Origin of the sequence: Methylacidimicrobium sp. B4, assembly GCF_017310545.1 — a bacterium.
Taxonomy (GTDB): Bacteria; Verrucomicrobiota; Verrucomicrobiia; order Methylacidiphilales; family Methylacidiphilaceae; genus Methylacidimicrobium.
In genome coordinates this window covers 589,892-603,471 of record NZ_CP066203.1, presented here as the reverse complement: position 1 = coordinate 603,471, position 13,580 = coordinate 589,892, and the positions used below count along the sequence as shown (strand labels likewise).

General features: G+C 66.2%; 12 protein-coding genes. 10 read left to right on the top strand and 2 right to left on the bottom strand.

Annotation, left to right across the window (positions count from 1 at the left end; all coding sequences use genetic code 11):
* Window positions 1-22: 22 nt before the first annotated feature.
* Window positions 23-565, bottom strand: a complete 543-nt coding sequence (locus MacB4_RS02970) for a 3-isopropylmalate dehydratase (protein WP_206864386.1) — start codon at window positions 563-565, stop codon at window positions 23-25.
* A 193-nt stretch (window positions 566-758) separates the two neighbouring features.
* Here MacB4_RS02970 and MacB4_RS02965 point away from each other — a divergent pair, with 193 nt between their 5' ends.
* The 8 genes from MacB4_RS02965 (at window position 759) to aat (ending at window position 11,539) form a co-directional block, all read left to right on the top strand.
* On the top strand, window positions 759-1,742 hold the full coding sequence (locus MacB4_RS02965) for an aspartate carbamoyltransferase catalytic subunit (RefSeq protein WP_206864385.1): 984 nt from the start codon (window positions 759-761) through the stop codon (window positions 1,740-1,742).
* A complete protein-coding gene (locus MacB4_RS02960; protein WP_206864384.1) occupies window positions 1,739-3,019 on the top strand; it encodes a dihydroorotase in 1,281 nt (426 codons plus the stop codon). The genes MacB4_RS02965 and MacB4_RS02960 overlap by 4 nt, the downstream gene beginning before the upstream one ends.
* Entirely contained in the window at window positions 3,007-4,182 is a 1,176-nt protein-coding gene (carA, locus tag MacB4_RS02955; RefSeq protein ID WP_206864383.1) for a glutamine-hydrolyzing carbamoyl-phosphate synthase small subunit, read from the top strand. The genes MacB4_RS02960 and carA overlap by 13 nt, the downstream gene beginning before the upstream one ends.
* Window positions 4,179-5,312 carry an anthranilate phosphoribosyltransferase gene (gene trpD, locus MacB4_RS02950; RefSeq protein ID WP_206864382.1) on the top strand — a complete coding sequence of 378 codons (1,134 nt, stop codon included), beginning with the start codon at window positions 4,179-4,181 and terminating at the stop codon, window positions 5,310-5,312. The genes carA and trpD overlap by 4 nt, the downstream gene beginning before the upstream one ends.
* Window positions 5,309-6,415, top strand: a complete 1,107-nt coding sequence (locus MacB4_RS02945) for a S1C family serine protease (RefSeq protein WP_206864381.1) — start codon at window positions 5,309-5,311, stop codon at window positions 6,413-6,415. Before trpD ends, MacB4_RS02945 begins: the two co-directional genes overlap by 4 nt.
* Before the next feature lie 103 nt (window positions 6,416-6,518).
* Entirely contained in the window at window positions 6,519-9,548 is a 3,030-nt protein-coding gene (gene secA / locus MacB4_RS02940; protein ID WP_206864380.1) for a preprotein translocase subunit SecA, read from the top strand.
* 40 nt (window positions 9,549-9,588) lie between these two features.
* On the top strand, window positions 9,589-10,824 hold the full coding sequence (locus MacB4_RS02935; protein WP_206864379.1) for a competence/damage-inducible protein A: 1,236 nt from the start codon (window positions 9,589-9,591) through the stop codon (window positions 10,822-10,824).
* A 49-nt stretch (window positions 10,825-10,873) separates the two neighbouring features.
* Window positions 10,874-11,539, top strand: a complete 666-nt coding sequence (gene aat / locus MacB4_RS02930; RefSeq protein ID WP_206864378.1) for a leucyl/phenylalanyl-tRNA--protein transferase — start codon at window positions 10,874-10,876, stop codon at window positions 11,537-11,539.
* A 34-nt stretch (window positions 11,540-11,573) separates the two neighbouring features.
* On the opposite strand, the gene MacB4_RS02925 is transcribed toward aat, so the two are convergent.
* Window positions 11,574-11,948: a helix-turn-helix transcriptional regulator gene (locus MacB4_RS02925; protein ID WP_206864377.1), complete on the bottom strand. Its 375-nt coding sequence runs from the start codon at window positions 11,946-11,948 to the stop codon at window positions 11,574-11,576.
* Window positions 11,949-12,012: 64 nt separating this feature from the next.
* Here MacB4_RS02925 and arsB point away from each other — a divergent pair, with 64 nt between their 5' ends.
* Window positions 12,013-13,095 (top strand): ACR3 family arsenite efflux transporter, encoded by a 1,083-nt coding sequence (gene arsB / locus MacB4_RS02920; protein WP_206864376.1) that lies wholly within the window; start codon window positions 12,013-12,015, stop codon window positions 13,093-13,095.
* 111 nt (window positions 13,096-13,206) lie between these two features.
* The gene (arsD, locus tag MacB4_RS02915; RefSeq protein WP_206864375.1) at window positions 13,207-13,569 is read left to right on the top strand and encodes an arsenite efflux transporter metallochaperone ArsD; all 363 of its coding nucleotides are present in this window, start codon (window positions 13,207-13,209) and stop codon (window positions 13,567-13,569) included.
* The last annotated feature ends 11 nt before the right edge of the window (window positions 13,570-13,580 follow it).

Genomic DNA, 13,580 nt, shown 5'->3' with positions numbered 1-13,580 from the left:
GCGGTAGCGGGCCGCAGCGCCCCTACGGGGTCGGCACCATGCCGGTCTTGCGGGCGTATTGGAAAATGCCTCCCGCTTCGATGACGGGCCTCGCCTCTCCCAGCGGCTTCAGCGCGTGGCGCGTGGTGCCCACGGAGAGGGTTTCCCGCTGGAGATCGACCTCGACGAGATCGCCGGTCCGGATCCGGTCGCAGAGCCGCCCGGCGCACTCGCAGGGGTAGAGGACCCCGGTCGAAACCGAGTTGCGGAAGAAGATCCGCGCGTAGCTTTCGGCGATCACGATCCGGCAGCCCGCGGCGGCAAGCGCGATCGGCGCATGCTCCCGGGAGGAGCCGCAGCCGAAGTTGCGACCGGCGATCACGATCGGATAGCGGGTCGTCTCTTCCCCGGGAGCCACGAACCGCTCGGGGTAGAGATCGTCGGGCAGGCCCGAAAGGGCGTAGGAGCCGAGCTTGCGGAGCTCGTCGGGCACCGTCGGCACCAGCATGAGGTATTGCGCCGGGATGATCTGATCGGTGTCGATGTTGTCGCCAACGACGTAGGCGGGACCGGATAGCGTAGCCACTGCTCGTTCTCTATTCTGGTTGTAGGACGAGCCACTACCGATGGCAATCCGAAAAGAATGGGGTTGCAGAGGGGAGGGGCCGGTGGCGGAAGGGGCGAGGGCTCGGGAAAGGGTGAGGATCCGTAGCGGGAGCTGTGGAGGCCCAGCAATCCCGCTGGACGCGAAGGCACCCTTTTGCCATTTTCCTTCCGCTATGGGGTCGGAAGGTCCGAAGGGAAATCCGGAGCATCGTGCCGAAGGGAAATGGACCCGGCGCCATCTTCTCGGCCTGCGGGAGCTCGACAGGGAGGAGATCCTCCTGCTTCTCGATGCCGCCGACGCGATGACGAGCCGCTGGGAAGGCGGACGGGAGTCGCCGTCGCTGCGCGGCCTCACGGTGGTCAATCTCTTCATCGAGCCGAGCACGCGCACGCGGGTCTCGTTCGAGCTGGCCGCCAAGCGGCTGGGTGCCCATGTGCTCGAGATCGATCAGGAGTCGAGCTCGATCCGGAAGGGGGAAAGCCTCAAGGATACCGCGCGGAACCTCGAGGCGATGGGCGCCGACTTCCTGGTGCTCCGCCATTCGGCGGCGGGTGCAGCCCATTTTCTGGCCGACCGGGTGCGCTCCTCGGTGATCAACGCGGGAGATGGGGCCCACGAGCATCCGACGCAGGGGCTCCTCGATCTTCTCACGATCCGTCGCCGCCTCGGGAAGATCGAAGGGGTCCGGGTGGCGATCGTCGGCGATATTCTCCACAGCCGCGTGGCCCGGTCCGATATCTGGGGCTTGCGGAAGCTCGGGGCCGAGGTGACCCTGGTCGGCCCTCGGACACTTCTTCCGGAGGTCTTCGGCCGGTTCGGGGTCAGGCTGAGCAGCGAGCTCGATCCCGTCCTGCCCTGGGCGCAGGTCATCATCCTGCTGCGTATCCAGCATGAGCGGCAACGGGAGGGGATGTTCCCCTCGCTCGGGGAGTATGTCTCTCTCTACGGGCTCGGCAACGCCCGCTTGGGCCGCTGCCCTCCGGAGGTCCTGCTGATGCATCCGGGGCCGGTCGAGCGGGGGATCGAGATGGAGAGCGAGGTCGCCGACGGGCCGAGCTCGGTCATCCTCGACCAGGTCGCCAGCGGGGTTGCCGTGCGGATGGCGGTCTTTTCGGAGTTGGCTCGGTTGCATCGGCGGGATAGGGAAGGGGTGTGAGCGGCTTCTACCGTCTTTCAGGGGGGCGCATCCTCGATCCAAGCCGTGGCCGGGATGAGGTGGGCGACCTCTTTGTCGCCGGCGGGCGGATCGTCGATCCCGCCTCCCTTCCGGTGGAGACGAGGTGGGAATCGATCGACGCCTCCGGCCGGATCGTCGCCCCGGGGCTGATCGACATCCACGTCCACCTGCGGGAGCCGGGGGAGCCCCAGAAGGAGACCTTCGCCTCCGGAACGCGTGCCGCCGCGGCAGGAGGGTTCACGGCGGTCGTGGCGATGCCCAATACCCGTCCTCCCGCCGATCAGCCCAATACGATCGGCTGGATCCGGGAGCGGGCCCGGGAGCAGGGGGTCGTCCGGGTCTACCCGACGGGCTGCCTTTCGGAGGGGAGAACGGGGGAGAAGCTCGCTCCCTTGGGCTCGCTGCGTGCCGCCGGGGTGGTGGCGTTGACCGACGACGGGAGCTGCATCCAGGATGCGGGCCTCATGCGCCGGGTCATGGAATATGCCGCCATGCTCGATCTTCCGGTCCTCGAGCATTGCGAGGAGAGCAGCGTCTCGGCCGGAGGGGTGATGCACGAAGGCTACTGGAGCGCGGTCCTGGGGCTCCGGGGGTGGCCGAGCCTCGCCGAGGAGCTGATCGTAAGCCGGGATCTCCTTCTGGCCGAGCGTACCGGCGCACGGCTCCACTGCCAGCATCTTTCCAGCGCGGGCTCGGTCCGCCTCATCCGCGAAGCCAAGCGGCGCGGGGTGGCCGTTTCGGCCGAGGTCACGCCCCACCACCTGGCCCTGACCGATGGAGATCTCGCCCGCTACGACACCCACTGCAAGATGAATCCCCCGCTCGGCTCCGAGGCCGACCGGGAAGCGCTGCTCGAGGGGATCATCGACGGAGCGATCGACCTGATCGCGAGCGACCATGCTCCCCACTGCTCCTTCGAGAAGGAGGTCGAGTTCGATCGGGCGCCTTTCGGGATCGTGGGGCTCGAGACGACGCTGGCGGTGGCCGCGGAGACGCTCGTGAAGCCCAAGCTGCTCGACTGGCCGGGGCTGATCGCCCGCCTGAGCACGATTCCCGCCCGCCTCCTCGGCCTTCCGGGGGGGACGCTTTCGACCGGAGCCGCGGCCGACCTGGTCGTCATCGATCCCGATCTCCGGTGGACCGTGAATCCGCAGGCGTTCCAATCCCGGGGTCGGAACACACCCTTCTCGGGGTGGGAGGTGCAGGGAAGGGCGATGCTCACGATGGTGGAGGGGAAGATCGTATGGCGCTTGTGAGGGGAAAGGAAGCCGTGCTCGTCCTGGAGGATGGGGAGGTCTTTCGCGGACGGGCGGCGGGGAGCGAGGGGACCGTCGTGGGTGAGGTCTGCTTCAATACCGCGATGTCCGGCTATCAGGAGGTGCTGACCGATCCCTCCTACCGGGGCCAGCTGGTCGCCATGACCTTCCCCGAGATCGGCAACTACGGGGTCAACCCCTTTGATGACCAGTCCTCGCGGGTGCAGGTCGCCGGCTTCCTGATGCGGGAGCTTTCCGAACGGGCCAGTAGCTGGCGGGCGACCGCCACCCTTCGGGACTACCTCACCGGGGCGAGGGTGGTCGCCGCCGATGGCATCGACACGCGGCGCTTGACCCTTCGGCTGCGGGAGCACGGGGTCTGCCGCGGGGTTCTCTCGACCGAGCCGATCGAGCTCGCCCAGGCGGTGGCGATGGCACGGGGGTGGAGCTACGGGGAGCGTGACTTCGTGCGGGAGGTGACCTGTCCCCAGGCCTACGCTTGGGAGACCCATCCGGCGGCGGAGGATTCTTGGGAGAAAGAGGTGAACGAGGAGGGAAGGGGGGCCACCCGGCCGCCCCTCCGGCTGGCGGCCCTCGACTTCGGGATCAAGTATGCCACCCTGCGGCTGCTGCGGCGGGCGGGCTTCGCCGTGCGCGTCGTGCCGGCGGGAACGCCGCCCGAGGAGATCCTGGCGAGCGGGATCGACGCGGTCTTTCTTTCCAACGGGCCCGGGGATCCCGCGGCCCTCCCCTCGCTCCACCGGACGGTGCGGGCGCTGGTCGGGAAGAAGCCGATCTTCGGGATCTGCCTCGGCCACCAGCTCCTTGCTTTTGCGCTGGGAGGGAGGACCTTTAAGCTCAAGTTCGGCCATCGCGGAGCCAACCATCCCGTGGCCGACCTGGTCACAAAAATGGTGAGGATCACTTCGCAGAACCATGGCTATGCGGTCGATCCCGAATCGCTGCCTCCAGGCGTCCGCGTTCGGGAGGTGAGCCTCAACGATGGAACCTGCGAGGCGATGGCGCACGAGGAGCTGCCGATTTTTTCGGTCCAGTATCATCCGGAGGCGGCTCCCGGTCCCAATGACGGGCTCGGCTGGTTTTCGGCCTTTCGAACGATGGCCGAAAGTGGGCGCCCGCTCCACTCCCAGGGCGGCCCGTGAACTCTTCGGCGCTAGGGAGTCTCGTTGGCCGACCGCTTGGCCGGGAAGAGGTCGAGCGGGCGGTCGCGCTCCTGCTCGACGCGGGGGTCGCGGAGGAAGAGAAGATCGCCTTCCTTCTCGACCTCGAGGAACGCGGAGCGACGGGCGGGGAAGCCGCGTTTTTCGCCGAGGCCTTCCGGGGGCGCGCGGTGCCCCTGGGGTTTGGCGGCCATTGGGGAGGAAGACCTCTTCTAGACTGCTGCGGGACGGGCGGGGGCGGGCTCAACCTCTGCAATATCTCGACTGGGACCATGTTCGTGCTCGCCGCGGCGGGCCTTCCGGTGGTCAAGCATGGCAACCGCGGGGTGAGCAAGGTTTCGGGAAGTGCGGACGTGCTCGAGGCGATGGGGATCCCGATCCGTCTCTCGCCGGAGGCGGCGGAGCGCAGCCTGCAGGAGCTCGGGATGGCCTATCTCCATGCGCCGGATTACCATCCGGCATTCCTGGCGCTGGGACCCCTGCGGAAGAAGCTCGCCGCCCAGGGCCGGAAGACGATCTTTCATCTGCTCGGGCCGCTGCTCAATCCGGCCCGCCCCATGGCGCAGGTGGTCGGGGTCTTTTCCCGCGCCCATCTGACCCTCTTCGAGGAGGCGCTCCGGCTTGGCGGTTGCCAGCGGGCGGCCGTGGTCTTCGGGACCGACGCGAAGGGGCGGGCTCTTGGGGAGCTCGGCGTCGAGGGAGAGGCGGAGATCCGGGGTCTGGCTCTGCCGGACGGCCGGGAGGTGCTGGCCGCCTTCGCGCGGCGCCGGGGCTATGTGGGCACCCGGTTGGAGGAGGCGTTGGTCGGGTCCGCGCAGGAGAGCGCCTCCCGGCTCCGGGCGGTCTTTCAGGGTCGGGAGAAGGGGCTCGTTCGGGCGCTGCTCGCGGCCAACGCCGCGGTGGGGCTGCTCGCCGGGGGGTCTCTTGCCTCGTTCGCCGAAGCGCTCGAGACGGTCGAGGAGCTGCTCGATCGCGGCATCGTGGCGGAGCGGCTCCGGTCGGCCGAACGGCTCGCACCCGAGCTGCGACGCGCCTCGGCGATCTGGGCGAGCCCAGGAGCCGGGAGAGGAGCTCCTGGGCAGCGGGAAACGGAGAAAGGATCGGGCGAATGAGACGACAATGGGGGAAGAGAGGATCGATCGGGCTCGTCCTTCTCGGGCTGCTCGGCCCGGCGCTCGGCAGAGCCGAGGCTCCGGCCGACGAGCCGGTCGTCCAGGTCGTCCAGAAGGTGCTTCCGGCCGTGGCGAACATCAACGCTGAACGGGTCGTGCAGCGGCAGGTGCGGGACCCCTTCGAGCTCTTCTTCGGCCGGTACTACTCCTTTTCGGAGCGCGTGCGCAGCCTCGGATCGGGGGTGGTCGTGGCGCCCGAAGGGTTCGTGCTCACCTGCGCCCATGTCGTCGAGCGGGCGGTCAACCGGGCGGTCAAGGTAAGCCTCTCCCAGGGCAACGATTTCCAGGCCAAGGTCCTCTTCGAGGATCCGGTCCAGGATCTGGCGCTCCTCAAGGTGGATGCGCCGAAGCCGCTCCCCTCGTACGACATTCACCGGCTCTCTCCCAATCTTCTGGGCCAGACAGTGATCGTGCTGGGAAACCCGGTCGGCTATCAGAACAGCGTCTCCAAGGGGATCTTGAGCGCCAAAGGCCGGGTGATCCACACGGAGGAGGGCCAGATCGAAGGACTGCTCCAGACTGATGCCGCGATCAATCCGGGCAACAGCGGAGGGCCGCTGGTCGATCTCACGGGCGCCTTTGTCGGCTTGAGCTCGGCCAAGTTCAGCGGGGAGGCGATCGAGGGGATCGGCTTTGCCATTCCCGGAGACCGGGTGCTCGCTTGGTATCGGAAGGCGAGGGAGAACGCGCAGGAGGGCCGGAAGGCTCCGACCGCGACGCTTGCCGATTTTCTGGTCAGGCGCTTTGGCATTGTCGCCCAGGAGCTGACCGAGGATCTGGCCGCCTCGTTCCGGGTGGCACCGGGGAGCGGCCTCCTGGTCGGATCGGTGGAGAGCGGGAGCCCGGCTGCCGCCGCCGGGATCCAGGCGGGAATGATCGTGGCGGCCATCGGGAATGTCCCGCTCACCGAGCTTGGGGAGCTGCCGCCCGAGCTGGCGAGGATCGGGGCGGGAGCCAAGGTCGCCTTGACCGTTACGCTCGTGGAGCAGCGGGGGCCGATCCTCTTTCAGCGGACGCAGACCGTCGAGGTCGTCGCTCGATAGGGCGGGATGGGTATGGCGGGCAATCGGTTGCGGGGTGGTCAGCGGAAGGGGGCGAGACGCTCGCCCCTTGTGCGAGCTTCCTCGTTTGCATAGAGTCTTTCTGATGTTGAAGAAGATCCTGGAGATGCTCTTCGGTTCGAAGAACCGGAGGGAGGTGGCGCGGATCTGGCCGCGCGTGGCGGAGATCAATCGCTTCGAAGAGCAGTTGCGTGCTCTGCCCGACGCGGAGATCCAGCAGAAGACGGTCGAGTTCCGGAAGCGGCTCGCTGCGGGAGAGACGCTCGAGGACTTGCTGCCGGAGGCTTTTGCGGTCGTGAAGAACGTCTGCCGCCGCTTCACCGAGGCTCGGAAGGTAGTCGAGGTGCGGGGCCACAGGATCTCCTGGGAGATGATCCCCTTTGATGTGCAGCTGGTCGGCGGGATCGTCCTGCACCAAGGGAAGATCGCGGAGATGGCGACCGGCGAGGGGAAGACCCTGGTGGGAACCCTTCCCGTCTACTTGAACGCCCTGACCGGGAAGGGTGTCCACGTCGTGACGGTCAACGACTACCTGGCGGCGCGCGACAGCGAGTGGATGGGCGAGATCTATCGCTTTCTCGGCCTCACCGTCGGCTGCCTGCAGCAGGGACAGTCCTTCGAGGAGCGGAGGCGGCAGTATGCTTGCGACATCGTCTATGGGACCAACAGCGAGTTTGGCTTCGACTACCTGCGCGACAACAGCGTCGTGACGAGCCGGGAGGAGAAGGTCCAGCGGGGCCATCCCTACGCCATCATCGACGAGGTCGACAGCATCCTGATCGACGAGGCCCGCACCCCTTTGATCATCTCGGGCCCGGCGACCGTCGCCTCGACCGGGGAGTACGAGCGCTACCGGGGTCCGGTCGCGCGCCTGGTGCAGCAACAGATGATCGAGTGCGCCCGGCTCGCCGAGGAGGCGCAAAAAGCCTTGGCCGAAGGCCGCCCCCGGGAGGAGATCGGTCGGATCCTCTTCAAGATCAAGCTCGGGATGCCGCGCAACAAGCAGCTTCTCAAGATCCTGGAAGAGGGAGAAGCCCGCCGGATGATGGAGGATGCGGAGCTGGCTCTCTATCAGGACTCCCGGCGCATCGAGCTCTACCAGATCAAGGAGGAGCTCTTCTTTGCGATCGACGAAAAGAACCACGAGGCCGATTTGAGCGAGCGCGGGCGGAAGTTCCTGAGCCCGGACGACCCCGACTATTTCGCCCCGCCGGATCTCGCCACGCTCTTCGACGCGATCGGGAAGGATGTGGCGCTCAGCGAGGAAGAGAAGGAGCGAAAGCGCCAGGAGGCTCAGAAGCGGTACGAAGAATCGAGCGAGCGGATCCACACGATCGCCCAGCTCCTGCGCGGATACTGCCTCTACGAGAAGGACGTTCACTACGTCGTCCAGGACAACAAGGTGATCATCGTGGACGAGTATACCGGGAGGCTGATGCCGGGCCGCCGCTGGAGCGACGGTCTCCACCAGGCGATCGAGGCGAAGGAGGGCGTCCACATCGACCGGGAGACGCAGACCCTTGCGACGATTACCATCCAGAACTACTTCCGGCTCTATGCCAAGCTCGCCGGGATGACGGGAACCGCGGCGACCGAGGCCAACGAGCTCCACGATATCTACAAGCTCGACGTGGTGGCGATCCCGACCAATCGTCCCTGCGTTCGGGAGGATATGGACGATAGCATCTTCAAGACGCGGCGGGCAAAATACCATGCGATCGTGGAGAAGATCCGGGAGCTCCACGGAAAAGGGGAGCCGGTCCTGGTCGGAACGATCTCGGTCGAGTCCTCCGAGCTCCTGAGCCGGATGCTCAAGCGGGAGGGGATCCCTCACAGCGTGCTCAACGCGAAATACCACCAGCAGGAGGCCGAGATCGTCGCTCGGGCGGGCCTGCGGGGAATGGTGACCATCGCCACGAACATGGCGGGAAGAGGAACCGACATCAAGCTCGGGGAGGGGGTGCACGGTTTGGGAGGGCTCTTCGTCCTCGGAACCGAGCGGCATGAGGCCCGACGCATCGACCTCCAGCTCCGGGGACGCTGCGCCCGTCAGGGGGATCCCGGGAACTCGAAGTTCTTCATTTCCCTGGAAGATGATCTCATGCGCAACTTCGGTGACTCCCGCCGGATCGCCGGCCTGTTGACTCGCCTGGGGATGAAGGAGGACGAGGAGCTCGAGCATCCCTGGCTCACGAAGGCGGTGGCCACCGCCCAGAAGCGGGTCGAGCAGCGCAACTACAGCATTCGGAAGCACACCCTCCAGTATGACGATGTGATGAACCTCCAGCGGGAGGTGATCTACAACTTCCGCGACCAGATCCTGGAGGCCGAGGAGCCGCGAAAGGAGCTCTTCGATGTTCTGGGCGAGGTCGTGCGGGAGGAGGCGCACGCGCGGCTGGAAGGCGGGGTGGCCGATCTCGACGGGCTGCTCGGATGGGCGAACGCCACCTTCCCGGTGGGGATGCGCAAGGAGGACCTGGGTGATGGCGATCCCGAGGCTGCCGCGCAGAAGATCCTCGAACGGGTCCAGCAGTCCTACGAGCTCAAGGTGAAGTACGAAGATCCCGCATCGCTCCAGGAGCTTGAGCGGATCACGGCCCTGTCCGCGATCGATCGCCTCTGGCAGGAGCATCTCTACGCGATGGACGGGCTGCGGGGCGGGATCGGTCTGCGCGCCTACGGCCAGAAGGATCCGCTGATCGAGTACAAGCAGGAGGCCTATGCTCTCTTTCAGGATCTGATGGGGAGGATCAAGCGGGAGATCGTCCAGAATCTCTTCCGGTCGGCGTCGAGCGTGCTCGCCTTCGAGCGCTTCCTCTCGTCTTTGCCGCAGCAGCTGGTGCGGCCCGACCTTTCGGACGGCGAGGCAGGGGCCGCTCCCGAGCCGAAGGGTGCGGCACCGGAGGCGGAAGCGGCGCACCACGACCATCCGATCGTGCCGATCAGCCGCAGCGGTCCCAAGATGGGTCGCAACGACCCCTGCCCGCTCGATCCGACGAAGAAGTTCAAGAACTGCTGCGGCGCCCTGGGAGAGAAGACCTGCATCAAGGTCTCTCTTCTTGCGGGTCAGTCCTTTCCTCCGCCGCGCGGGAAGGGCGAGAAGAAGAAGTCCTGATCTCCTCCGATCGAGAGAGGCCGGCTAGCGGAGGGACCCGATGACCGTCGAACTGGTGAGCACCGGAACCGAGCTCCTGTTGGGCGAGGTGACGGAGGCGCATCTGGCATTTGTGGGGAGGGAGCTCCGGACGCTTGGGCTGCGGCTGGAGCGGCAGACGGTCGTGCCCGACGGCGCGGTCGTTCGGCGCGTCCTCGAGGACGCCCTCTTTCGTTCTGATGTCGTGCTGGTGACGGGGGGCTTGGGAGTCACCTCGGACGATAACACGCGGGAGGCGGCGGCAGAGGCGATCGGCCGGGAGCTCGAGTTCCAGGAGGCGGTCGATGCGCGGATCCGCGCTTTTTGCGCCGCCAAGGGGATCGCGGCACTCCCGGAGACCATCCGACGGCAGGCGATGGTTCCCAAGGGAGCGCAGATCCTCTGGAACTCCGTCGGAACGGCCCCGGGCCTTTTTGTCCAGAAAGGAAGGCTGGCGATGTTTCTCCTGCCCGGTCCACCCCGGGAGCTTGTGCCGATGTGGCGCGCGGCGGTCGTCCCTTGGCTCCGCGCCCGCGCCGAGGGGCAGGTGTTTCTCTGGCGCTCCTGGTGGAGCGTCGGCTTGGGAGAATGGGAGGTGCAGGAGCGGGTCGAGGAAGGTTTGCGTGCCCTGGGGATCCGGGAGATCGGCTACTGCGAGCGAGCGGGAGAGGTGGAGCTTCGGATCGGCCATTCCGAGGCATCGGTCCTGGATCAGGCGGAAGCCCTGGTCAAGAAGCGGCTCGGCTCGGCCCTCTTTGGAGAAGATGGAACGACCCTGGAAGCGGCGGTAGTCGGGCTGGCGACTCGTTCCGGAAAGACGATCGCAACGGCGGAGTCATGCACCGGAGGGCTCGTGAGCCATCGGTTGACCGACGTGCCGGGGAGCTCCGAGGCCTTCACTTTCGGCTGGATCGCCTATGCGAACGAGGCAAAAGTAGCGGAGCTGGGAGTCGATCGGGAGCTGCTTGCGGCCCATGGAGCGGTGAGCGCTGCGGTCGCCGAGGCGATGGCCCTCGGAGCCTCGCGGCGGAGCGGGGCCGACTTGGCGGTTGCGGTAACCGGGATCGCCGGACCCGCGGGAGGCACGGCAGAAAAGCCCGTCGGGCTGGTCTGGTTCGGGTTGGCGACCAAGGAAAAGGTCCATTCCTTCCGGAAAACCTTTCCGGGGGATCGGAGCATGGTGAAGCGGCTTGCCTCTCAGGCCGCCCTCGACGCGCTCCGCCAAGCCCTCCTGGCCGGGGGTGAGCTTGCGCTGTGATGAAATTAAGAGTTGTTTTGAACCACGAACTTTTCTTTAAAATAGCGCCGTGGCTGCGATCATCCTGAACCTCTTTCGCATCCATTTTCCGGATGTCTCCCGCGCCGATCCCGACGGCCTGGTGGCGGTCGGCGGGGATCTCTCGGTCGGCCGCCTCCTCGCGGGCTACCGGTCGGGCATCTTTCCATGGACGGATCGGCCGCTGACCTGGTGGTCACCCGATCCGCGGGCGGTCTTCGAGATGGATCAGTTCCATGTTCCTCGTCGGCTCTCGCAGAAGCTGCGGCAAGGGAAGTTCTCCTTTACGGTCAACCAGGCCTTCACCGAGGTGATCCGCGGCTGCGCGCGCCCGGCCCTCGGGCGGGAGCACACCTGGATTAGCCCGCGGTTCATCAAGGCCTACTGCGAGCTTCATCGGCAAGGGTATGCCCACAGCGTCGAAGTCTGGCAGGATGGCGAGCTCGTCGGGGGGCTCTACGGCGTGGCGATCGGGGGCTTCTTCGCCGGCGAATCGATGTTCCACCTGGTCTCCGACGCCTCGAAGGCCGCCCTGGTCTTCACGGTCGATCGCCTGATCGAGCGCGGCTTCCGGCTCTTCGACACCCAGGTGGCGACGCCAACCACCCGCCAGATGGGTGCGATCGATATCAGCCGCGACGAGTATCTGGAGCGGCTTCCCGACGCTCTCTCCGGCTCGGCTTCCTTTGCGCCGTAGCGACGGCAGGCGCCTTCGATTCCTCGCCGGCGGATCACGGGCTTGGGGAGCCCGCGCTCGCACCCGGGTTGGCGCCGGCCTTGGGCCGGCGGACTGCCTCCCCGCAGAGCTCCCGCGCCACGCTCGGCCGGCCACAGCAGTCGCGGAGCAGATAGCTGATCAGCCGGTCGACGGTCGCGAAGTTGGGAGAGTAGAGCACCAGCTTCCCCCGCTTTCGCGAGCTCGCCAGCCGCGCATGCCTCAGATGCTGGAGGTGGAAGGAGAGGGTAGCCAGCGGAACCTTGAGCCGAGCCGCGATCTCCCCGGCCGGCAGCCCGGCAGGGCCCGCTTGGATCAGCAGCCGGAAGATGTCGAGCCGCGTCTCCTGCCCGAGCGCTGCGAGCACTTCGACCGCTTGACTCGTTCTCATAATTCTAGTATTGTAGAACTGTAAGATGCAGAGAGAATCGCTTCTTATTGCTCAATAATAGATTATGAAGACAAGGTCAAGCAAGCGAATCGACTTCTTCGAGCGGTATCTCACCCTCTGGGTGGCGGCCTGCATGGTCCTTGGCGTGGCCATTGGGAAGCTCTTTCCCGATGCGACTCGCCAGCTGAGCTCCCTGGAGCTGGGAGGGAGCCACGTCAATGTCCCGATCACGGTGCTGATCTGGCTCATGATCTTTCCGATGATGCTCAAGATCGACTTCGGCGGGCTTCGTGGGGTCGCCCGGAGGCCAAAAGGGCTGGCGGTGACCCTGTTCGTCAACTGGCTGGTCAAGCCTTTCAGCATGGCTTTCTTTGGATCGCTCTTTGTCGTCGGGCTCTTTTCTTCGGTCCTCCACTGGATCGACCCGGCGACCGCACGCAACTACCTGGCGGGCCTGATCATCCTGGCGGCCGCGCCCTGTACGGCGATGGTCTTTGTCTGGAGCTATCTGACCGATGGCGACGCGGCCTACACCTTGGCGCAGGTGGCGATCAACGACCTGATCATGACCGTTGCCTTTGCCCCGATCGTGATGTTCCTGGTCGGGGTGAGCGGGATCGTCGTTCCGAAGGAGGTGCTGCTCACCTCGGTCGTCGCCTTTATCGTGATTCCGCTGGCTGCGGGCTGGATCAGCCGCAGCCTCGTAATCCGGCTCAAGGGCCTTGCCTGGTTCGAGAGCGCGTTTCTAGCGCGCTTCAAGCCAGTGACGACTCTTGCCCTGCTTGCGACCCTGGTGCTGATCTTTGCCTTCCAGTCGGAGAACATCCTGACCAACTGGATTGCCGTCGGGCTTCTGGCGATTCCGATCCTCTTCCAAGTTTATGCCAACTCGGGGCTCACCTATCTGCTCATGCGCTGGTTTCGGGTGCCGCACAACGTCGCCTCCCCCGGTGCGCTGATCGGGGCGAGCAACTTCTTCGAGCTTGCGGTCGCCGTTGCGATCACGCTCTTCGGTCCGACCTCCCCCGCGGCGCTGGCGACCGTGGTCGGGGTGCTGGTCGAGGTGCCGGTCATGCTTTCGGTCTGTCGGCTCTGCCTCGGCACCAAGGCCTGGTACGAAGGGGTGGGGTGTCCGGTCGGCCGGTAAGGCCGAAGGGCGAGGAGAAGGAAGGGGAAGGAAAATCCTGCGAGGCTCGGCTGGAGGGTCGCGCGGAACGCAAGAAAGCAGGGAAGAGGAAAAACCAGGAAAGGAAGAGAGATGACAACGATCGAAATTTTTGAGCCGCCGCTCTGTTGCAGCACGGGAGTCTGTGGTGCCGAGGTCGACCAGGTGCTGGTCGACTTCGCCGCCGATGTGGAGTGGGCGAAGCGGAACGGGGCGCCGATCGAGCGGCGGAATCTCGCCCAAGAGCCGATCGCCTTTGCCGAGAACGCCACGGTGAGGGCCTTCCTCGAGCGTTCCGGCCAAGAGGCGCTTCCCCTGGTTCTGGTTGGAGGCGAAGTGGCCTTGGCCGGTCGCTACCCTAGCCGTTCCGAGCTGGCCCGCTGGGCGGGCCTGGCGGAGGAGGTCGGGGAGGAGCCGGAGGAGGATTGCGGCTCCGGACACTGTTCCTGCTGCTGAAGCCGCCCGTC